Raw genomic sequence first — 22,884 nt, forward strand, 5'->3', positions numbered from 1 at the left:
TGGGCTTTTTTATTGCTTAGAATAAGTCATGTTACCTCCCTAAATTCGATTTGTCCTTAGACTACATATAGCCTTAACTTGCACTTCTAATACAACATATTGTGCCCAATTAAACGAGAACCACCAACTTTGAGTATTGATTTAGGTCAATAAAAGCCCCAAGCTGACTAAGATCAATTCATTATTATTACGTTAGTTCTCTCTTTAGGAAAAAATAAACAAAACCAATTATATAGTGTCAAAATCGTTGCTTTTTCTAGAGCCATTGCAGGCAGTGGCCGCGTAGTTATTGGGAGATACAAAACAAGGCAGCTAGTTACGAAAGCTTGTATCAGGCATGTTTTAGTCGTGCATATTTAGTAGTCAGTAGTTTTTTGAATGCTAACTGTATAAACAACCAGTTTTTCTTGATTTATTAGAGCCACATTAGATAATGTGGCTCTAATTGTTTGTAGCATCTGGAAAAACATGTCTCGCCTTATTATTGCTGAAAAACCAAGCCTCGGCCGCGCGATCGCCGCTGCACTACCTAATCCACAAAAGAAAGACCAAGGGTTTATCAAATGTGGCAATGGGGATGTGGTGACTTGGTGTATTGGACACTTATTGGAGCAGGTTGAGCCGGATGCTTATGACGACCGTTATAAGAAGTGGAATTTAGCCGATCTTCCTATCGTGCCGGAGCAATGGCAGCTAAGACCGCGTAAGACTTCAAGCAAACAGCTCACGGTGATCCGAAAGCTATTGAAGGACGCCACTCAAATTGTTCACGCCGGAGACCCGGATAGAGAAGGGCAGTTGCTGGTTGATGAAGTGATTGATTACTGCAAAGTCTCTAAGGCTAAGAAAGAGTCGATGGACAGGCTACTGATCAGCGACTTGAACTTACCTGCCGTAAAACGTGCACTTTCTCAAATGCGCAGCAACCGTGACTTTATTCCGCTTTCTATTTCCGCATTAGCGCGCTCTAGAGCCGATTGGCTGTATGGCATGAACATGACTCGTGCTTATACCTTACTCGGTCAAAAGGCTGGCTACCAAGGTGTGTTGTCGGTCGGGCGAGTACAAACGCCTGTACTTGGTTTGGTGGTAAGGCGCGATGAAGAGATCGAAAACTTTATTCCGAAAGATTACTTCACTTTGCACGCTTTGATCCCTTATCAAAATCACGGCCAGAGCTTTGATATTCGTGCGCGTTGGAAGCCAAGCGAAGCATGTAAACCATGGCAAGATGAAGAAGGGCGCGTGCTCAATCGAAAGCTGGTTGAGAATGTGGCTAACCGAATTGCGAATCAACCCGCGACGGTGACGGAATCAGAGCAAAAGCAAAGTAAACAAGCTGCGCCACTGCCTTACTCGCTGTCAGCCTTGCAGATTGATGCGTCTAAGCGTTTTGGTATGAGTGCTCAACAGGTGTTAGATACGTGTCAGTCATTGTACGAGAAACACAAACTCATCACTTACCCACGTTCTGATAGCCGCTATCTACCTAAAGAGCACTACTCGCAGCGAGAATCGATCGTTGATGCTATCGCTAACAATGCGAAAGAGCTGCAAAGTGGCGCTCAAGGTGCGGACCTTTCTCTTAAATCAAAAGCATGGAACGACAGTAAGGTCGATGCTCACCACGCGATTATTCCTACTCCGAAGAAGTCATCGGTGAACGGCCTGTCTGCCAACGAGATGAAAATCTATCAGCAAATCGCTCGTCAGTATCTAATGCAGTTTTACCCACCTGCGGTTTTTGCTGATGCTAAGCTGGTCTTTGATATCGCTGGTGGCGTGTTCATCGCAAAAGGGCGTCAGCTTATCAACCCGGGTTGGAAGGTGTTGATGGGTAAAACGGATACCGAAGAAAAAGGGGATGGCACGGATACGGTTCCTCCATTGGATAAAGGTACGGTGTTTACGTGCCGTGAAGGCGTGATTGGTGATAAGAAAACTGAGCCACCAAAACACTTCACGGAAGCGACATTGCTTCAAGCGATGACAGGTATCGCGCGTTTTGTTGCGAACAAAGATCTCAAAGCCATTTTGAAAGAAACCGATGGCATTGGCACAGAAGCAACCCGTGCGGGTATTCTAGATACTCTATTCAAAAGGCAGCTGCTAACGCGCCAAGGTAAGAGTATTCACAGTAGCCCTGCGGGCAGAGGCTTGATTCATGCATTACCTGAGGATTCTACCTTCCCAGACATGACGGCACATTGGGAGCACCAGCTGCAAGGCATGGCAGAACGAAATCAAGCGTATCAGCCTTTCATGCAAGCGTTAGAAAGCAAGATTGATGGTTTAATGGGTAAAGTAAAAACGGGAGAAGTTCCTGAATCACTCCGCCACCTTCCTAAAGTCGAGAGACCTGCCTTCAAACGCCGTAAAGGCGGTGGGGCGAAGAAGTCTTATGCCAAGACAGGTTCGTATGCTAAGAATGGTTCGTACGCTAAGAAAGGTACTTCCGCTAAAAAGAGCACTAAAAGCTAAGACTTATTGAGGTTAGGATTAGCGACCGACTTTACGGCCACAACGTTTAAACAGTTGCTGCCAATAGTCAACATGGCGACGAGTGGATGATCGAAAGGCTTGATGTGCATCTTGGATGGGAAAGTAATAACTGTGCAGTTCAGGTTGCGCGTCAAACATTCCTAGTTGCGGGGCTATGTGCTGATAGTAGCCATCCAGTTGCGCCATGTAAGGCTGAACCTTACCTATGTATTGTTGCTCGAACACATTGTTGAGATAGCGGAACTTAGTGGTGTCTCGTTGTTTACCACAGATGATCTTGTCATCAAAAGTTGTCAGCTGTTTGGTGATGGTATCAAGCTCAACTGACGCCCGAGCGAGCGAGTAGTATAAATCCCCAAGGGTCGAACTCTTCTCTAATACTTCTTGAACCTCAGTGGTTTTGCCGGAAACGAGCGATGTGTTTAACGCTTGATTGATGTGTTCTAACGCATCACTGATTTGTCGTACCTGATCGCCTATATCAGCGCGTAACCACTGACTACCCCGCATTTGTGACTGCATAGCATCGCTGGCATAGATGAGATTCCATTGATGCAGTGGAAACTGTGCGAGTTTCTGTTGCTCAATTTCTCTTAGTAATTCTACGATCTCTGGGTCTAATTCATTACTGGATAAACATTTACCCACGCCTTCAAGTAGCGCGACTTGATAATCGTAATTACGAAACTCATCCGCGACCTTGCCCAGAACCGAATTTCTTTCTGCAATCAGATTGAACAATCCACACTGACGAAGCTGGTAGCTGTCGATGAGGCCGATAGAGAGTGAGGGCACGTCAAGCAGCAGTTCTCGTTTTCTCGGTAGGCTTTCAAATTCCCATTCCTCGATTATCTCGTCAGCATCTTGTACTCTGGCTATCTTTGTTTGATAGTCGTCGAACAAGTCGCCGGGGCCATCACTGAAACAGCCAGCTAGCATCACTGTTAGACAAAACAGCGTTGAGTGCTTAACTAGGTTTGAGAGATGCCCTGCATTCATCTGTGGATTACCAGTCAATTTCGCTGCCATCGAAATTGAAGAAGTGACCACTCACTTCGGTATTCGCTGACTCGATGACTTCAATCAGGCCGGAAGCTGAAGTGTCGGTGTCGATCAGAGCATTAGGGCCACCCATTTCAGTCTGCACCCAACCTGGATGCAGTGCTAACACCGTAAAGCCATCATCGGTTAAGTCGTTGCTTAGGCTCTTCACCACGGAGTTTAGAGCGGCTTTAGAGGAGCGATAGATGTAACCGCCGCCTGAGGTGTTCTCTGACATACTGCCGACTCTAGAGGATAAACAAGCGACCTTTTTGATATCGCTGTCTTTGAGTAAAGGCAATAGCGTTTCGACAAGCTTTAGTGGAGCGATGGTGTTGACTTCGAATACACGACGCCACTCTTCAACATCGGTATTACCCAGCCCGTAGCCTTTAGGGCCATAGTAGCCAGCGTTGTTGATCAAGATATCAATCGACTTTATTTGCGAAGGGAGTTGGCTTACTGCTTGGTAATCGGTTATCTCTAATTGAATACAGGTAAGGTTGGTGTTGTGGTCTGCGAGTGAGAGCAGTTCTTTTGCTGAATTGTCATCACGATAAGTCGCGTACACCTTGTGATTACTTTCCAAGTATTGTCGAGTCAGGCTTAAGCCAATGCCGCGGTTCGCTCCAGTAATAAAAATAACGCTCATGGTGATTCCTTTTCAGTTCAATTAGTTAAGTTTGATGGCTTAACACGAGAAAATCAACGCTCCACCAACTGGCCATTAGCATTCCTACAAAAATCATTACTGCTGCCGCTGAGCCGCAGATCACCCCAAAGATGAGTATTACGTTTTTCATTATGGTCTCTACTTTATAATTAATAACAATGATAACCATTATCATTAATTAAGGTTGTCGCCAAGTTTGAGGCTGTTATGATTTTGAGAAAGATACGCAATTAGCCTGATTATGATTCCTTTAATTTACCACCCAATCTATTCACAGTTACCTTTACCAGAAGGCCATCGCTACCCAATCAACAAATATCAGTTGTTGCATAGTGCTGTTGAGGCGCTGATGAATAGCGAACCTCGATGGAAGTGCAAGTTTGAAGTGTGCCAACCAACGCCGGTTTCGGTTGAGCAAGTAAAACAGGTACATGATAGCGAATATGTTGATTTGCTCGTGTCTGGTAAGTTACCTGCAGCAAAGATGAGACGTATCGGTTTCCCGTGGAGCGAGCAACTTATCGAAAGAACACTCTACTCAAGTGGTGGAACCTGCTTGGCCGCTGAAATGGCAATAGAGACTGGTTTAGCGATTCATTTGAGTGGTGGTTATCATCATGCGCATCATGATTTTGGCAGTGGCTTTTGTTTGTTGAACGATTTGGTTTTAGCGGCAAAACACGCGCTGACCTTTGAACATATCGATAAAGTGCTGATCGTTGATAGCGACGTTCATCATGGTGATGGCACAGCAACTCTTTGCCAAGACAACGACGACATCATTACTCTGTCGTTCCACTGCGATAAAAACTTCCCTGCACGAAAGCCGCTATCCGATTTAGATGTGCCATTAAGTCGTGAAACAGAAGATGAAGAGTTCCTACGTTGTTTTGAACAAGTCACTAAGTTAGCGATTGCTCACCATCAACCTGATCTGATTATTTATGATGCGGGGATAGATATTCATCAAGACGATGAACTGGGTTATTTGAATGTCTCGACACAAGGGATATTTGAGCGCGACTGTTTCATGATTGAATTAGCGAAATCAGAGTCTATTCCGATGGCTTGCGTAGTCGGTGGCGGGTACCGCACTAAACACCAAGACCTGGTGCCGATTCACATGCAGCTGTTAAAAGCGGCCTATCATGTTCACGGTTAACCTCTCAAATTAGCGGCTGATAGTTCATTGAAATGATGGTGTGAAATAAGGCCTCTTGCACCATAAAAGACACGATTGCACCATTGTGATTCATATAAAGTACTTTTTTATTAATTAGTTACGTATTTGTGTGATTAATTGTGGTCTGTAAATTGCTTTACCCATGTGTCTATAAAAACACAAGGGATAAAAATGAACCTGACGGACAAGGAACGCAGTTGGCTTAATTGGTTTGGCGCAACAGGAAAACTGGCTATGCGCAGAGCTTGTTTCCTCAATCGAAGTAGGACGGAAGAGCTTGAACAAGCTTTTGAAAGCATTGCTCACACGCGAGTTCAACTTCTGCATAATTGGGTCAAGAATCAATGGGATTTTTTAGAAGACTCTGCGGTTTATTTAGCAAGTCGAACGGAAGAGCAAGCACAGGGGACGTTAGCTAGCCTTCTTAAACGCAGTACGGATTTTTCTGAGTTAGCGATCGTTGATGTTAAGGGGATCGCACAAGCATCGAGTTATCATGAACATGTAGGGGTTAATCTTGGAGACAAGAAGGCTTTAGTTGAAGGAGCTTCAAAGCGTTATCTTCATGGGCCGTATATGGATCCACGCACGTTGAACGTAGGGGCGTCGAGTTCATCGTTTCATGACCAAGTGACGCTGATGTTTTATGTCCCCTTTTCTCGGGATGAAGGTGCCCAGCAATTCCTATGTGGTCGTGTTCCTAATGATGTTATTGGTGACATTATTCAGAGAGAAGCGGGGCATATTTATAGCGAGTCGGGTGATAACTATATCTTTATGGTCGACTCCATTCATGATCCTCATACTCAGCCGGGGGTTGCGCTCTCTCGTTCTCGCTTTGAAGATAATACCTTTTCACACGGAGAGAACTTAAAGCAAGGGATTCATACTGATTGGGGAACGGTTAAGATTCAGCACCACACCGAATTTGAGATTCGCTTTACAGACCCAGCCACTAATCAGCTTCACCCAGGCGTAAGAGAAACCATTAAAAATGGCAGTAACCTGTTTATAGGTTATCCGGGGTATTCCGACTATCGCCACATACCGGTTATTGGTAAAGGTATCACCTTTCAATTGGATGGTTCACCAGATACCTTTGGCATGATGTGTGAGTCCGATTTAGAAGAGGTCTACAGAGACCGAAGCCTAAGTTATACCTTATCTAAACACTTCATCAGCTGCATGCTACTGCCTCTATTTATTCCATTACTGTTTGCCAACCTTTATACACTCACACCTTTTATGCAGAGTGGCATTATGTTCGCTTGCGCGTTGATCTCATTGGGCTTATTCCGTTTAGTTAGCGCCAAACCACTAGCGAAGAAGATTCACGAAATGACCGGGGTAATGCAGACCTTAGCCGAAGGTGATGGCAACTTAAGTCGGAGGCTTGATCCCACAACATTCAGTCATAATGAACTTGGCAACCTAGGGCGTTGGACTAATAGTTTTATCGACAATTTAGATAACACGGTGAGTGAGTTGATCCATGCGAGTCACGAAGTTAGAGAGGTTTCGGAATCGATGTTTCGTCGCAGTGTCGTGATGAAGCAAACCAGTGATGATGCATCACAAGCGTTAAGCAATATGCTTCAGTTGAGTCAGTATCAACAGAGCGAAATTACTCATGCGAGTGTCTCAGCAACGCAAATGGACACGGTGATGAAACAAGCCGTTCTGAGTGCGGAGAAGGAATACAATCAGTCCGTCGAAGGCATGGAGATTGTTCGCAATATCGTAGAAAGCTCGGCGCATAGCGTGAATGAGGTGAATAATGAAATGACTAAGGTGTCTGACATTATAGATATCATTACTGACATTACCGCGCAGACTAACCTTTTGGCCTTGAATGCCGCCATTGAGTCGGCAAGAGCAGGTGAACACGGGAGAGGGTTCTCTGTCGTCGCTTCTGAAGTAAGAACTCTGGCTGACCGAACTTCACAAGCTGCTAACCATATTAGTGACCTAATGAAAGAGCTGCATAGTAAGTCTCGCAGTGCTGTTGAGTCCATGGAGCGAGGTGTCGAGAATGTGAGTAAAGGAAACTTAACAGTCGACTCAAATGCTCGCAGTGAGCAAATTCAATCAGCGGTGAGTGACCTCTTTACCACGATGTCTAACTTAGATGAAAACAGTCAGAAAAATGGACAAACGGCAGATAAAGCCCAACGTTCAATATCTGACTTACAACTGTCTACTAAGCAACTCGCACGTCGAGTGTCCTTGATGGGCAATGCATTGAGCCGTTTAGACCAATTGATTGGGCGTTTTGAAGTGAGCCGAAAGGTGGCGTAGTGGAAAATACGTAAGTTCTTTACGCAAACGCCAGATACAAAAAAGCCGCTGATTTCTCAGCGGCTTTCTTTAATGTGGTGGAGGGATAGGGATTTGAACCCTAGAACCGCTATTAACGGTTGCCGGTTTTCAAGACCGGTGCTTTCGACCACTCAGCCATCCCTCCAATGGCGCGTATAATATAAGGGTGGCTTTCGCTTGTAAATACCCTTATTAACTGACTGCTTTTTTTATGAACGCTTTTTGGTGTTTTTGTTCTGAATGATTATTTATTGTTCGGTTTATTAAGAAGCCGACAAAATCTAATATTCAATAAGCCAAGTATTCCCAACTTTTGTTATACGTGAAGTGTTTCTGTGCTATTAAAAAAGAAAGTATCTAATTGGCTTGCAGGTAAAGTTATGAGGGGAGTGGCTTAGGCGCATGAACTTTTAGTTTAGAACGGTGAGATCGGAATTTAAAACTAGGTATAAAGTGAATGGGTTTGAAACTGGGACTGTAGAGAGTTTTGTTAGATGAGCTTTATATTTTAAAAAGCTTCAGATGCAAAAAAGCCGCTGATTTCTCAGCGGCTTTCTTTAAAGTGGTGGAGGGATAGGGATTTGAACCCTAGAACCGCTATTAACGGTTGCCGGTTTTCAAGACCGGTGCTTTCGACCACTCAGCCATCCCTCCAGTGGCGTGAATAATATAAGGGGTGGAGGATCTTGTAAACCCTTAATTTTCATAATTTTGTTTTGTTGCTTGTTTTCTAATCATTCACGGCAATAAAAAAGGGAAGCCATTGGCTTCCCTTTGCTGTTTGCTGATTATTTAGTCATTTTTTGTGTAGAAACGCTGTAGCTCTGTCAGGCCTTGCATCAACACAGGTAAGCGAGGGCTTACGTTTTTCAGGCGCTTGTAATTTTGGTCGTACAATTTGTAGTTACCAAATTTATCCAACACCGTTGTTTGCTGGTCAGTAACAAGAGCAAGTTCACGAGAGTCGCCCGCGAGAATCCACTTTCTGTTACGTTCATTAAACAGGCTGCGACCACTACTGAAATCTGTTGGGTTCGAAGATACACCCAATAGCTCTTGCATCAGTGTTACTGACACGTCTAGATGACTAGAACGGTGGGTGTATTCAGAAGCAGACTTGCCAGGCCAGCTGATAAACAGTGGTACTTGTAACTGATAACGACTGTAGTTGGAGTTTGCACCCCAGCTGTTGGTTTTGGTTTCGTTAAACTCAGTACCGTGGTTAGAGGTAATGATAACCACCGTGTTATCGGCAAGCTCTAAGCGTTCCAGTTCAGCGTAGATAGTTGCTAGCTGAGCATCGGCCGCTGTCGCCGACTTTTGATAGTCTGCTGCAAAACGCTCTGCTGTCGTTAGCGTAGAGTCCGACTCTGAACTTGAATCGTAGCTGGCGAAGTTATCCAGTGTGGTTAATTCAATAAAGTTAAACCAAGGGCGTTTAGCTTGCGGTGATTGAATCCAGTTAGACCAAGCTTTTATGGCACTCTGGTCATCATAAGTTGCTTGCTCTGGCATCACATCACGGCCTCGGAAGATGATATCCGAGTAAAGTGCATCGCTAAAGTTGTCGCCACTGAAAGCAGCGAACTTGTAATCGTGATTCTCTAAAACATCGAGCAATACTGCGCTTGACCCCTGAGCTTCAATGCTGCTTGCGTAGCTGCTCGGTAGGCCGTAGAACAAGCCGAAAATACCAAACATATCGTTACTTGAACTGTAGTGGTTGGTGAAGTTGATCGACTGTTGTGCGTAGGCATAGCTGTTTGGCATAGCTGTCGCATTAAGTGCGTCAGAGCGAAGGTTGTTCACACTCACCATCAGGATATTAAGATCATCACTGCGGCGGTTGTATTGAATTTTTTCTAGCGGGTAGCTAACTAGGTTTACGTTCTCTTTGTTCGCTTCTAAACGCTCAAGGTACTCTTCACGGTCTAATAGGCCATGTTTTTCCATAAAGCTTTTCGCTGTCATTGGATAAGACAGTGGGAAGTTCGCTTTCTGGCTAGTAATTGGGTTATAGAAGTACGCATCAGCCCACATGTAGGTCAAGTGGCTGCTGATGAAACACAAGAAGAAGACGGCAGTAATCGGACGGCCAATGTGTTTATGAGACAGTTTACGCTGCTTACGCCAAACCCACTCAGACAGACCAAGCTGTAGTAAGAAGATAAATGGCATAACAATGAAGAGGTGCTGCAAATCAGACGTGAATGCAGATTCCTCTCCACTGAATAAAACCTCCCACACGACAGGCGTCAGGTGGAGGTTTATATTTTGATACGTTTGGGTATCAATCAGTAGGACAGTTAAACCTATGGTCGCGAAGATAACGGCAACCAAACGTAATAACTTCCTCGACGGAAGAATAAAAGTGAGCGGGAACAGCACTAATAGATAGAGCGCGAACACTAAAAAACCAAAATGACCAACCCACGATGCAGCCAAATAGAATTGGCCTAGCAAGGTTTCTGGCCAAGCAGATTGAGTAATATAACGAGTACCAATCAACATCGCAGCAATGATGTTGAAAAATGCAAACCAGTGACCCCAACCAACCAGTCGAGATACACGATCGCTATATGAGTTTGCGCTGTCTACCATTTATAATTCTTTTATCCGTCAATCAAATTTAGTGAGACTTTTTATCTTCAAGAGAAGAAATTAAAGCCTCGGCAAATTTTTCAGCAATTCCTTTGCGTTGTGAAGCAGCAACATTCTGATTTAAGACATTGGTTGCGATATTTCCAGCGATCATCAGTGAAAGTTCTGGCGAAGCTTTGTGCTTAGTTAGTACAGCACCTACTTCAGCTAGGATTTTTTCAACTTGATCATCTGTGTATTTAGATATAATCGGCATAAGGACTCTAATAATGATAGTAAAAGCGGCTTATGATAACCTACTATGCACGACAACTGAAACCTGAACGGTAATATTTTCACTATGAGCCTTCACCTTTCCAACGTAATTTTACACCAGCTGAGCAAGAACGATCAGGATGAGCTGATTGTTAACTATCGTGCTGAATCTCTAGAAAACGATGCTTCATCTGAAAGCCTAGTTGCTGAACTTCACCGTGTTTTTAATTCAAAAGCAGGCAAAGGGTTTGGTTCTTTCAAATCTGACAGCGAATTCCAGCAGTGGTTGCATCAACTTCGTGCTGGTGAGACAAACTTTTACGATTTTTCTCAAAAGAGTGCGCAACGTCTAAAAGACGAACTATCAAAGTACCCATTCGCTGACGAAGGTATCTTGGTAATGGCTGAATATCAGTCACTTGCAACAGATTACCTTTTCATTGGTTTATTGCCTTCAAACCAAAGCCTAAAGGTAACTGAAGGGCTTGATATTAGTGCGACTGACTACCTTGATATCTCAAAAATGGATATCGCGGCTCGCCTAGACCTTTCTACTTATGAGACTGATAAAGAGTCAAACCGTTACTTAACTTATATTAAAGGACGTGTTGGCCGTAAAGTCGCGGATTTCTTCTTAGATTTCTTACAAGCTGAAGTCGGTTTGGATGCGAAACAGCAGAACCAAGTACTGATGCAAGCGGTAGAAGACTTCGTTTCTGACTCTAAATTAGAGAAAGAAGAAGCGATCAGCTACAAAAAGCAGGTTGCGGATTACTGTAACGAGCAGCTTAAAGCGGGCGATGAAGTACAAGTTCGTGAACTTTCTGGTGAGTTGCCAGCAAGCACAGATGGCACAAGCTTCTTTGACTATACTAGTGAGCAAGGCTACGAGTTAGAAGACAGCTTCCCAGCCGATCGCGCAACTATGCGTAAACTAACAAAATTTGTTGGTGCTGGTGGCGGTTTGAATGTTAGTTTTGATAGTCTGCTTCTAGGCGAACGTATCTTTTACGATCCGGAGACAGACACGCTAACGATTAAAGGCACTCCACCGAACTTACGTGACCAACTGACTCGCAATAAGTCATAGTCCGAAGTTAACGGATAAAAGCGGCAGCAGGACGTTGTCGCTTATTTTGTGCTTAATCTTTTAGCTACGGTCATGGCTTCAAGTTAACACGCACAAGGAATATAGATGGAACAATCAGTAGCAAAGCCCAAACGCTTTAAAAAACCAGCCACCTTTTTGGTTGTGCTCTTGGCTCTGTGGTTACTTCCTTCATTGGCTCTTCTTAATCTAAGCCGTTCCTACACCAATTCTCTAGCTCAAATCGAAGAGCTCGGTATTCGAGTCAACGAATTGAGGCAATCGCTTTATTTCTCAGAACCGCTTCGAGTCTCTCGTATCAATGATCTCGCACTCGATGCTCAGTTGGTTTATTCGATCCGACTGCAGATTGAATCTGATTTCCAACACGCCTTGTTTCGTCCTGATGTCAACCAACTGTTGTACGTAGCTGATCAGTTCCTAGAAAAGTTCGATGAGTTCATTCCAATAGAAAGCCAAGTTCAAGACATCGTTGATAACATTAAGATCTTGCGTGCTGATAAAGAGCTTTCCCCTCAGCTAAAACCGCTCCTCAACGAATTCGGTGTTGTGGTATTTGAAGCCATGTATTCTGAAAATCAAAGTTCGTCAGCGACTTATCGCGCCTTTGATTCCATTCTAGAAAAATCTTATTCCTTAGAAAACGAAGAACAAGATGCACTCCAACAACTACTGGCTGATGCGTCAGCATTGTTGAGTGATTACGCTCAGCTTAACTATTTGGTTGATAAGATTAAGAAAAACTCAGTAAATGAACAGATCATAAAACTCGAAGCTGAGTTCCATGATCGTCAATTCAACCTATTGTTGGTGATGCTAGGCTTAAGCTTGGTGGCGATGAGCGGGATAGTGTTTTGGGGCGTTAGGTCCACAAAAACGATGAAAGAAGCAGACCAAGAACTCAGCTCTGAACTAGAAATTAATTCAAGTAAGGAAGACGCTTCTTATAGCGATGTTGTTTCCTCAGCAGTGAAACAAGCAGATATTGACGCTTATGTATCCGAGAACAGGCCAACGCGCCAGTCTTCCGACTCTCAACCTCCGCAGAGCGTTAACGTTACAAGCCAACCCGTTGTACCGCAATACTCTATTCAGCAAGTCCCTGAACAGGCGCCAGTAGTAGAGAAACACGTTGCCAGTGTCACAGATTCAAAGCCTGCGATTGATATCGAAGACATGTTAGAAACGCTCGATGGTGATGCTGAGTCTGTCGAACTCTTGCTTGGTGTGTTTGTACAAGACCACGCAGGTGACTACGAGAAGTTTAAGTCTTTGTTGACCAAAGATGAAACCTCCGCGGCTCGCATTGTACATAGCTTAAAAGGCGTGGCTGGCAGTATTAAAGCGTCTCGGTTAGCCATCATTGCCGCAACCATTGAAATGACAATGAAGCAGTCCAGTGCGATCAGTGAACATGATTTAGCTGAACTAGAGCAGGCTATAAAAGCCTCTGTGGATTCTGCTCATGAATATTTAGACAGTCAGCGTTAACTTTTACAGGATTTTTGACAATACTCTGACGAAGCGCTCATACAATCAGCGCCCTTAGTCTTTGTCAGAGGTTTATATGTTACGAGTTTCGAGTCGAAGTTGGATGGTGTTGGTGCTTAGCATTGTGCTAAGTGGTTGTTCTCTCTTAGAAGTTAAGTTAGATAGTCAAACGACGCCTCTCACTCAACAAGAGTTAAATGCTCGGCTCATGACGCGTGAATACGCCAAGATGTTTTTTACACGAGTAGAAGACTCGGCTGATTTAATCGCGCAATTTTATCCTGCTGATGACACTTTACATCAATCTTATGTGTTGCTTTGGAAGATCCATGCAGAGCAGGGATTACAACAAGCGGCTTACCAAACTTCCCCTATGTCTGCGTTAATTGACTCGTGGGTTTTCACTGCCCAAATGAATCAGTTTTATAGCCAAGGCGACGGCGCGGATCTGTTCGCGACGGATGATGCAGTAGAGACCGCTCGTTTTCTTGATCAAGAAGCCGAGAAGCTGGCAAAGGGTGTATTGAGCTCGAGTGATTTCAAAAACAGCAAAGCGTTCGTTGCGCAGTTTTCTGCTAGCCACCCATTTAAAGACCTCACATTCAGAAGCACACCTGCTTACCGTGAATGGCTAAATTACCTTGGTAAAGACGAATCGCAAATCGTCCAGAGTTTAGGCACCATGCCAGAAGCAATGAGTGACGCATCTGATCGTTTAAGCCTTATGGCTGACCAGACACCAAAACTGATGTCGTGGAAGGCGGAGTTGGTTGCATTGAATAGCTCACTAACGGGTGAAGACCTATCGATGACGCTGGAAAGCCTTCGTCAAACATCAGCAAGCATGCAAGACTTCATTGAGAACAATCCGGAGTACATGCAAACACTGGCTTCTATTATGTCGACAGAAATGCAACCATTGCTCAACGACCTCAGTGATAAAACCGACCAAAAATTAGCGATGCTGAGTGATGAACGTGTGGCATTAGAAAAAATGGTGACACGTGAGAGAGAAGCTCTAGTAGAGATGATTGCGAAAGAGCGCATCGAGATTGCCGGCATTGTGACTTCAGAAAGAGAACTGTTCACGCAAGACCTTGATCGCGTCTCTCAAGAGGTGGTGGTACTGGCGATTGATAAGCTAATGGAGTTAATCAAAGGTGTGATTATCTACTTCATCCTGTTTATCTTAGTAGTGTTCTTTGCACCGTTAGGCATCGGTTACTGGTTGGGTAAACGAACCGCCAATAAATAGATAAATAAGTAAATCAGCAGATCAAAAAAGAGCGCTCTAGGGCGCTCTTTTTGCATTTATTCATTAACGTTTTGAGTTACGTTCGAAAGCGTTAGCTCCTGAACTTAAGCTTGTTGCTTGCTTAACTCTGTTGCTTCTTCAGCTTCAAACGCTGGTGCTGTTGGTTCACACTTATCAACGAACCAACCCATGTAAGATGTCACGATAGTCACGATGATACAGATGAAGCTTAACCACATGAAGGGTGCGTAAGACAGCGTCGCAACACCAAGAATACTCGCCATGTAGATACCGTTATCACTCCAGGGAACCATACCCGACGTTAGCGTGCCACCAAACTCAGCATTACGAGATAGGTTCTTACGCTTGTAGCCTAAACGGTCGTAGTTTTTCGCACAGATTTTTGGTGTAAGGATTAACGATACGTACATTGCAGAACCGAATACGTTACCCATGAAAGCCGTACCAATTGTGCTCGTCGCTAGTGAACCTGCGCTGTTTACGCGGCGCTCAAACACCTTAGCGATTGTCTCTAGTACGCCCACTTTATCCAGTAAGCCACCAAAACCTAGACCAAATACGATAACCGCCACTGAACCCAGCATTGAAGACATGCCGCCACGGTTAAGAATCGAATCAATAAACTCTACGCCAGATGAGATTGAGAACGGTGCCCAAGCCGTGTTGAATGCCGTTAGGAAGTCGATATCTTGGATCATGACTGCCCAGATAATACCCAGCAGAGAACCAAAACTGATGACCGGGAATGAAGGCATACGGAAAGCCAACAGACCAAGCACGATAAGTACCGGAACGAATGAGTAAGGCGTGATGTAGAACTGAACTTCCATTGCTTTGATTACAGAGTCTACTTGGCTCATGTCAACGTTGCCCGCGTAGTGGAAACCAAACGCAGTAAACATGATGCCTGTAATCACGTAGCTGATTAACGCAACTGGAAGCATGCCCTTGATGTGTTCAACCACTTCAACCCCAGACATTGAAGAAGCCAGAATCACTGAATCAGAAAGAGGAGACATCTTGTCACCGAAGTAACAGCCTGACAGCACGGCACCTGCAGTAATCGGTGCTGGAACACCTAGGCCTTGGCCGATACCCATCATCGCGATACCTGCTGTACCCGCAGCACCCCAAGAAGTACCGGTCGCCAATGCAGTTAGAGAACAGATGATCATGGTCGCTAAAAGGAAGATAGAAGGGTGGATAGCTTTCAGACCATAGTAAATGATAGTAGGTACGATCCCGCCTGAGATCCAAGTACCAACAAGAGCGCCAACGGCTAAAAGTATTAAAACCGCGCCTAAGCCATTGGATATTCCTTTGAGTGCTGCTTTTTCTAAGTCTTTGTATTGGTGTCCAAGACGAATACCAAGAACCATGATAATGAACCAGCCAATATACAAGGCAAGTTGAATTGGAAGGTCAAGCTTTGCAGTAAAGGAAAAAGCAAGGGATAGAAATAGTCCTAACGCGATGAATACCTGCAATAGGTTCGGTAGGCGAGTTTTACTCTGCTTCATAAAAGCCTCTTGTGATTTCGAGCATTTATAGTGCTTCGTTATAGTGTGTGGTGCAAAACGGACACTACAGTAATTAGTTTATTATATCGAAAAAATACGCCCAAGTTGTGATATTTGACTGTTAACTCAATCAATTGTGGTTTCATAATCTAAATTTTTGTTACATTCATGATTGTTACATGTTGAAATCTGTCGCACGTTGTTTTCGTTTTGTAAAATAAAACTCTGATTAACCTTGGTTTAAAAGAGGGATTTACTGTTTGTGATGAGCGTCGATTGAATCGACTTTGGCGATGTGAATGTTTGAATTTGACGATAATGGACGCTTAATCAATGAGGTGGAGATGGAATGTCGATACAGAGATAACTGCACGATTCATTACGTTCACTTAAAAGAAACGAAAAAGTTACACTTTTTGACAAAAAGCACTTGAGTTCTGTTTCTGAAAAACTTATAGATGGGGGAGAGCAATTTTTAATTTATACATGGAGAGTGAGCGATGAGAGTAGGTCTAGTTGGTTGGCGCGGTATGGTTGGTTCTGTACTGATGCAACGTATGGTTGAAGAGAAAGACTTCGACTTGATTGAGCCTGTTTATTACAGCACATCTCAGATTGGTATTCCTGCCCCTGTTTTAGGTGGTAAAGATGCGGGTCTACTTCAAGACGCTTTTGATATTGATAGCCTAAAACAGCTTGATGCTGTGATTACCTGTCAAGGCGGCGATTACACATCAAAAGTATACCCAGCACTGCGTCAAGCAGGTTGGAAAGGTTACTGGATTGATGCAGCATCTACTCTGCGTATGGATGCTGATTCAATCATCACTCTTGATCCTGTTAACTTGGCTCAAATCCAGCAAGGCATTCACAGCGGCACCAACACGTTCGTTGGCGGTAACTGTACTGTGAGCTTAATGCTTATGGCTCTAGGTGGTCTGTACGAGAAAGGCATGGTTGAGTGGATGAGTGCCATGACTTACCAAGCAGCTTCTGGTGCGGGTGCTAAGAACATGCGTGAGCTGATCTCACAAATGGGTGTGATCAACGACAGCGTAAGTTCTGAGTTAGCAAACCCTTCAAGCTCAATTCTTGATATCGATAAGAAAGTGGCTGATACGATTCGTTCATCTTCATTCCCAACAAACCAATTTGGTGCTCCGCTTGCAGGCTCACTGATTCCTTGGATCGATGTGAAGCGTGAAAACGGTCAGAGTAAAGAAGAGTGGAAAGCCGGTGTTGAAGCGAACAAGATTCTTGGTCTAGATGGTCAGCCAATCCCAATTGATGGTACTTGTGTACGAATCGGTGCAATGCGTTGTCACGCTCAAGCACTAACGATCAAGCTTAAGCAAGACGTGCCAATGGACGAGATCGAAGAGATCATCGCAACGCACAATGATTGGGTTAAAGTGATTCCTAATGACCGCGACATCACGGCACAGGAGCTAACACCAGCGAAAGTAACAGGCACAATGTCTGTACCTGTCGGTCGTCTGCGTAAGATGTCGATGGGTAACGACTTCCTAAACGCCTTCACGGTTGGTGACCAACTACTTTGGGGTGCTGCAGAACCACTACGTCGTACTCTGCGCATTATCCTTGCTGAGAAATCGTAATAGGCAAGATTGCTTAAATTCTATTAGCTGATAAACCGAAAGGGTTGACGACAAACGTCAACCCTTTTTAGTTTATTGCTACCTCGTTATTCGGCCCTCGAAACTGCCCTTAAATCTCTTCGCATCTCGCTACTCGAATCTCGTGTCTGCTTTTATTTCTCGTCGGTGACGACACGCTTGTCTGGATCCGCTAATTCGCTAGCACAGTGCTTGCAATACATGGCGTCTGAATCATGACCCGCTCGGTTACAGTTCGGGCACTTAACCAATTCTTTGTGCGAGTTCATCTCATTACTGAGTTCTGCAGTAATGATCCCGGTTGGCACTGCTAAGATAGAGTAACCCAATAGCATGGTCAGTGATGCTATGGCTTTACCAAGCGCGGTCTGCGGCACCATGTCACCATAACCTACCGTAGTGATAGTCACGATGGCCCAATAGATACTGTGAGGAATACTGGTGAAGCCATTGTCAGGACCTTCAATAACAAAGATCAAGGCGCCAAAGATAACCACCAAGATGCCGACGGTGCTAAAGAAGATCAGTATCTTTCGTCGTGCCATTAATAGTGAGCGCAACAGAATATTGGAATCTTGCAGGTAGCGAACCAGCTTTAGAATTCGGAAGATACGCATCACACGCAGCAGTCTCACCACACCCATAAATGAAGCGCCTGGGAAGATGATTGCTAGGTAGGTCGGAAGAATCGCCAATAGGTCAACGACACCATAAAAACTGGTGGCGTAAGATTTTGGCTTTGGGGAGCAATAGAGCCTTAACAAATACTCAAGAGTGAAGAGTGCAGTGAAGGTGTATTCGATATAACGCAGCTGTTGTGACCATTCGGTCATCACATTAGGGATGGATTCTAAGATCAGAACCAACAGCGAAGCCAAGATTGCAACGATCAGAGTTATATCAAATGCACGTCCGGCTGGCGTGTGAGTACCAAAGATAATGACGTACAAATGATGCTTGAGTGGCTTGCGTGACATAAGGAGAGGTTCGTCTTCTGTTAAATGCATTAACAGTCATTATACAAGCTTCATAATAACGAGGCGAGTGAAAGCCCAATTGCTTTACTCGCCTCATCTATATTTCAATATTGTTGCCCTTTATAGAGCAACCGAAATGTTGTTAAACGTTATGCCAAGCCTGGGAACAGATTACGTAGGCCATTGGCGATGAACTCGATGCCCAATGCGCCAAGAATCAGACCCATGATACGAGTGATCACGTTGATACCCGTTTGACCTAAAAAGCGAACGATAACCGGCGCTGAACGGAACAAAAGCCAAGAGCACGTTGCGAATGCGATGATGCTAATGCCGATGCCGACCGTATCAATAGCAGCAGGGTAGCGAGAACCATAAACAATGGTCGAGCTGATTGCACCTGGGCCTGCCATTAGCGGCATAGCAAGTGGAACAACGCCGATCTGCTCTTTGCTGATGTATTCAGACTTCTCTTGTTTGTTCTGCTTATCTTCACCGAGCTTACCGCTCATCATCGAAAATGCGATGCTCAATAACAGTAAGCCACCAGCAACGCGGAATGAATCCAACGAGATGCTAAACATATCAAGAAGCATTTGCCCGGCAACAAGTGACATAATCAAGATCACGGCAACAGCAATATTTGCTTGTAAGGCTGTCCTGTTCCTCTCTTCTGGCGGCATATGAGCAGTAAGAGAAACAAAAACAGGCATGATGCCGATTGGGTTTACGGCAGCAACAAGCCCAAGGAAGAATTGCATAAAAATTGCGAGTTCTAAGCCTTGCATGAGAGCGATCTCCAGTTAGCGTACTTAAGGTTGAAGGGTTGATCTGTGAATAGTTTAGGCGCGTAATGTAAGGGACAAACTCAATTTACGCGAATGAAAAAAACTAACTTGAAATGGGTGATTCTTTTTAGAAAAACTAATTGAATCTCACTTTTGTTTTAAGCCTGTTGCAAGCTAGCTGGTAGTGTTTCATTTTGTAATTTATTATTGAGTAACTGTTAACCGACGCACGAAATTAATAAAAATTATGTCAGAATCTAGCCCGTACAACGCTATGGATATACTCTCAGTAGCACGAATATAGCTGTATACATGTAATTTAACGGACTAAAAATGAAACTTTTTTACAGTTTATTACGCTATGTAGAAAAAAGTTGTCTGTTTGCTTGTTTTTTGCGCGAACGAAAAGTGTGAGTTTAATCTATATAAATCATGCTCTTAAGTTCATTTTTGCGATTGCCTTACTACTTTCTGGTTAATTCTTTTTGGGTAACTGATCTGGGTCAATTTTTTTCACACAGTGAAATAATATACTCAGCCCTGAAAGCAATTTACTAAGAACGCTGGTGTTTAAGGTTAACGGCAAGCAGCGAATTTAATAAAAAGTTTTTAATATTTATTATTTTAGGAGATCCACCATGCCTGTAACTAACTTAGCGGAACTTGATGCTCTAGTAGCTCGCGTTAAAGCAGCACAAGAAGAGTTTGCAACATTCTCTCAAGAGAAAGTAGACGCAATCTTCCGCGCAGCTTCTCTTGCTGCTAACCACGCTCGTATTCCACTTGCTCAACAAGCAGTTGCTGAATCTGGAATGGGTATTGTTGAAGATAAGGTTATCAAAAACCACTTTGCATCTGAATTTATCTACAACAAATACAAAGACGAAAAAACATGTGGCATCTTAGAAGAAGATGACAACCTAGGCACAATGACTATCGCTGAGCCTGTAGGTATCATCTGTGGTATCGTTCCAACAACGAACCCAACTTCTACAGCAATCTTCAAATCTCTAATTTCTCTTAAGACACGTAACGGCATCATCTTCTCGCCACACCCACGTGCAAAGAACTCAACTAACGACGCAGCGAAACTAGTTCTAGACGCAGCTGTTGCAGCTGGTGCTCCAAGAGACATCATCGGTTGGATCGACCAACCATCTGTAGAGCTTTCTAACGCGCTTATGAAGCACGACGGTATCGCACTTATCCTTGCTACTGGTGGTCCAGGCATGGTTAAAGCAGCATACTCTTCAGGTAAGCCTGCTATCGGTGTTGGTGCTGGTAACGTTCCTGTCGTTATCGATGAAACAGCTGACATCAAACGTGCTGTAGCATCTATCCTTATGTCTAAGACTTTCGATAACGGCGTAGTATGTGCTTCTGAGCAAGCTGCAATCGTAGTTAGCGAAGTATATGACGAAGTTAAAGAGCGTTTCGCTTCTCACAAAGCTCACGTTCTATCTAAAGCTGACGCTGATAAAGTACGTAAAGTTCTGCTTATCGACGGCAACCTAAACGCTAAAATCGTAGGTCAACCTGCTCCAGCAATCGCTGAAATGGCTGGTGTTAAAGTTCCTGCTGATACAAAAGTACTTGTAGGTGAAGGTCTTGGTAAAGTTTCTTACGATGACGAATTCGCTCACGAGAAACTATCTCCAACTCTAGGTCTATTCCGCGCAGATGACTTCGAAGACGCAGTTGCTCAAGCGGTAACTATGGTTGAAATCGGTGGTATCGGTCACACATCTGGTCTTTACACTAACCAAGATACTAACGCAGACCGCATCCGTTACTTCGGTGACAAGATGAAGACTGCTCGTATCCTAATCAACATCCCGACTACTCACGGTGGTATCGGTGACCTGTACAACTTCAACGTTGCACCTTCTCTAACTCTAGGTTGTGGTTCATGGGGTGGTAACTCTATCTCTGAGAACGTAGGTCCTAAGCACCTTATCAACAAGAAAACTGTAGCGAAGCGAGCTGAAAACATGTTGTGGCACAAACTACCTAAGTCTATCTACTTCCGTCGTGGTAGCCTTCCAATCGCAATGAGCGACCTAGAAGGTAAGAAACGCGCATTCCTAGTAACTGACCGTTTCCTATTCAACAACGGTTACGCAGATGACGTAGTTAGCTTGCTTAAAGCACAAGGCATCGAAGTTCAAACTTTCTTCGACGTAGAAGCGGATCCAACGCTATCTGTTGTTGAGAAAGGCGCTGAAGCAATGAAGAGCTTCCAACCTGACGTAATCCTTGCTCTAGGTGGCGGTTCTCCAATGGATGCTGCTAAGATCATGTGGGTTATGTACGAGCACCCAGAAACTCACTTCGAAGAACTAGCAATGCGCTTTATGGACATCCGTAAACGTATCTACAAGTTCCCTAAAATGGGTCAAAAAGCTGAGCTTGTATGTATCACTACAACTTCAGGTACAGGTTCAGAGGTTACTCCATTCGCTGTTGTTACTGACGACAAGACTGGTGCTAAATACCCACTAGCTGATTACGAAATCACGCCAAACATGGCTATCGTTGATGCGAACCTAGTAATGAACATGCCTAAGTCTCTAACAGCGTTCGGTGGTTACGATGCAGTAACTCACGCTCTTGAAGCTTACGTATCTGTTCTAGCGAACGAGTACTCAGACGGTCAAGCTCTTCAAGCTCTTAAGATGCTTAAAGAATACCTACCATCAAGCTACAAAAATGGTGCGGCTGACCCAATAGCTCGTGAGAAAGTACACAACGCAGCAACTATCGCTGGTGTAGCATTTGCGAACGCATTCCTAGGTGTGTGTCACTCAATGGCTCACAAAATTGGTGCTGAGTTCCACCTACCACACGGTCTTGCTAACGCACTACTTATCTCAAACGTTGTACGTTACAACGCGAACGATAACCCAACTAAGCAGACTGCATTCTCTCAGTACGACCGTCCACAAGCACGTCGTCGTTACGCTGAAGTTGCTGACCACCTAGGCCTAAGCCAAGCTGGTGACCGTACAGCTCAGAAGATTGAACGTCTACTGACTTGGTTAGAAGAGCTTAAAGTTGACCTAGACATCCCACTATCTATCCAAGCTGCGGGTGTTAACGAGTCTGACTTCATCGCTAAACTAGACGAGCTAGCTGTTGAAGCGTTCGATGACCAGTGTACAGGTGCTAACCCACGTTACCCTCTAATCACTGAGCTAAAAGAAGTTCTAACAACTTCTTACTTCGGCCAACCATACGTTGAAGGCGAAACTTTCGAAGGTACTACAGTTATCCTTAAGAAAGCAGACCAAAAGCCAGCTGAAGCGAAAGCGCCAAAAGCTAAAAAAGAAAAAGCTAACGCATAATAAGTAAGCATTAGTTTTGAGATAAGTTTTCGCTAGCACGATACTTATCTATCGGGAAAAGATGAAAGCCCCAGTCGAGAGACTGGGGCTTTTTTTATGTTTGGTTCGTTTGTAAAACGGATTGAGAGGTAATAGCTCTGCTACTTAATATGAGCTGAGCCAGTCATGT

At 44.2% G+C, this 22,884-nt stretch carries 15 protein-coding genes and 2 tRNA genes; 8 read left to right on the forward strand and 9 right to left on the reverse strand.

The genetic code is table 11. The annotated features are described in order from the left end of the window. The first annotated feature begins 468 nt into the window (after nt 1–468). Complete coding sequence (locus AB4329_RS05165) at nt 469–2,481, forward strand: DNA topoisomerase III (protein ID WP_372137770.1); 2,013 nt, start codon at nt 469–471, stop codon at nt 2,479–2,481. 18 nt (nt 2,482–2,499) lie between these two features. On the opposite strand, the gene AB4329_RS05170 is transcribed toward AB4329_RS05165, so the two are convergent. Then, a complete protein-coding gene (locus AB4329_RS05170) occupies nt 2,500–3,531 on the reverse strand; it encodes a DUF3080 domain-containing protein (protein ID WP_372137772.1) in 1,032 nt (343 codons plus the stop codon). Beyond that, nucleotides 3,509–4,195, reverse strand: coding sequence for an SDR family oxidoreductase (locus AB4329_RS05175; protein ID WP_017063446.1), 687 nt, complete (start codon nt 4,193–4,195; stop codon nt 3,509–3,511). The genes AB4329_RS05170 and AB4329_RS05175 overlap by 23 nt, the downstream gene beginning before the upstream one ends. Before the next feature lie 262 nt (nt 4,196–4,457). On the opposite strand from AB4329_RS05175, the gene AB4329_RS05180 reads away from it, so the two are divergent. Next, a complete protein-coding gene (locus AB4329_RS05180) occupies nt 4,458–5,378 on the forward strand; it encodes a histone deacetylase (RefSeq protein WP_136973525.1) in 921 nt (306 codons plus the stop codon). 192 nt (nt 5,379–5,570) lie between these two features. After that, a complete protein-coding gene (locus AB4329_RS05185; RefSeq protein WP_372137773.1) occupies nt 5,571–7,697 on the forward strand; it encodes a methyl-accepting chemotaxis protein in 2,127 nt (708 codons plus the stop codon). A 75-nt stretch (nt 7,698–7,772) separates the two neighbouring features. Here the strand turns inward: AB4329_RS05185 and AB4329_RS05190 are convergent. The 4 genes from AB4329_RS05190 to AB4329_RS05205 all read right to left on the reverse strand — a co-directional run bounded on the left by AB4329_RS05190 (nt 7,773) and on the right by AB4329_RS05205 (nt 10,575). Then, a tRNA-Ser gene (locus AB4329_RS05190) sits at nt 7,773–7,863 on the reverse strand. Nucleotides 7,864–8,281: 418 nt separating this feature from the next. After that, nucleotides 8,282–8,372, reverse strand: a tRNA-Ser gene (locus AB4329_RS05195). A gap of 138 nt (nt 8,373–8,510) precedes the next feature. Further along, on the reverse strand, nt 8,511–10,319 hold the full coding sequence (locus AB4329_RS05200; RefSeq protein ID WP_017063450.1) for a DUF3413 domain-containing protein: 1,809 nt from the start codon (nt 10,317–10,319) through the stop codon (nt 8,511–8,513). 28 nt (nt 10,320–10,347) lie between these two features. After that, nucleotides 10,348–10,575 carry a YejL family protein gene (locus AB4329_RS05205; RefSeq protein WP_004734063.1) on the reverse strand — a complete coding sequence of 76 codons (228 nt, stop codon included), beginning with the start codon at nt 10,573–10,575 and terminating at the stop codon, nt 10,348–10,350. Nucleotides 10,576–10,659: 84 nt separating this feature from the next. On the opposite strand from AB4329_RS05205, the gene yejK reads away from it, so the two are divergent. The 3 genes from yejK to AB4329_RS05220 all read left to right on the forward strand — a co-directional run bounded on the left by yejK (nt 10,660) and on the right by AB4329_RS05220 (nt 14,428). After that, nucleotides 10,660–11,664: a nucleoid-associated protein YejK gene (yejK, locus tag AB4329_RS05210; protein WP_017061190.1), complete on the forward strand. Its 1,005-nt coding sequence runs from the start codon at nt 10,660–10,662 to the stop codon at nt 11,662–11,664. A gap of 105 nt (nt 11,665–11,769) precedes the next feature. Beyond that, a complete protein-coding gene (locus AB4329_RS05215; protein WP_372137775.1) occupies nt 11,770–13,173 on the forward strand; it encodes an Hpt domain-containing protein in 1,404 nt (467 codons plus the stop codon). 76 nt (nt 13,174–13,249) lie between these two features. Then, nucleotides 13,250–14,428 carry a hypothetical protein gene (locus AB4329_RS05220; protein ID WP_017061188.1) on the forward strand — a complete coding sequence of 393 codons (1,179 nt, stop codon included), beginning with the start codon at nt 13,250–13,252 and terminating at the stop codon, nt 14,426–14,428. 104 nt (nt 14,429–14,532) lie between these two features. Here AB4329_RS05220 and nhaC read toward each other — a convergent pair whose 3' ends face one another. Beyond that, nucleotides 14,533–15,969, reverse strand: a complete 1,437-nt coding sequence (gene nhaC / locus AB4329_RS05225) for a Na+/H+ antiporter NhaC (RefSeq protein WP_017063453.1) — start codon at nt 15,967–15,969, stop codon at nt 14,533–14,535. 500 nt (nt 15,970–16,469) lie between these two features. On the opposite strand from nhaC, the gene asd reads away from it, so the two are divergent. Then, nucleotides 16,470–17,588 (forward strand): aspartate-semialdehyde dehydrogenase, encoded by a 1,119-nt coding sequence (asd, locus tag AB4329_RS05230; RefSeq protein WP_372137777.1) that lies wholly within the window; start codon nt 16,470–16,472, stop codon nt 17,586–17,588. Nucleotides 17,589–17,740: 152 nt separating this feature from the next. Here asd and AB4329_RS05235 read toward each other — a convergent pair whose 3' ends face one another. Both AB4329_RS05235 and AB4329_RS05240 read right to left on the reverse strand, forming a co-directional pair. Further along, nucleotides 17,741–18,583, reverse strand: a complete 843-nt coding sequence (locus AB4329_RS05235; protein WP_029235134.1) for an ion transporter — start codon at nt 18,581–18,583, stop codon at nt 17,741–17,743. Between the two features lie 149 nt (nt 18,584–18,732). Next, complete coding sequence (locus tag AB4329_RS05240) at nt 18,733–19,371, reverse strand: YchE family NAAT transporter (RefSeq protein ID WP_017061184.1); 639 nt, start codon at nt 19,369–19,371, stop codon at nt 18,733–18,735. Nucleotides 19,372–20,009: 638 nt separating this feature from the next. On the opposite strand from AB4329_RS05240, the gene adhE reads away from it, so the two are divergent. Continuing rightward, nucleotides 20,010–22,715: a bifunctional acetaldehyde-CoA/alcohol dehydrogenase gene (gene adhE / locus AB4329_RS05245; RefSeq protein WP_017061183.1), complete on the forward strand. Its 2,706-nt coding sequence runs from the start codon at nt 20,010–20,012 to the stop codon at nt 22,713–22,715. The last annotated feature ends 169 nt before the right edge of the window (nt 22,716–22,884 follow it).

It is taken from the genome of Vibrio sp. 10N.261.54.A5 (assembly GCF_041471145.1).
Classification (GTDB): domain Bacteria; phylum Pseudomonadota; class Gammaproteobacteria; order Enterobacterales; family Vibrionaceae; genus Vibrio; species Vibrio crassostreae_C.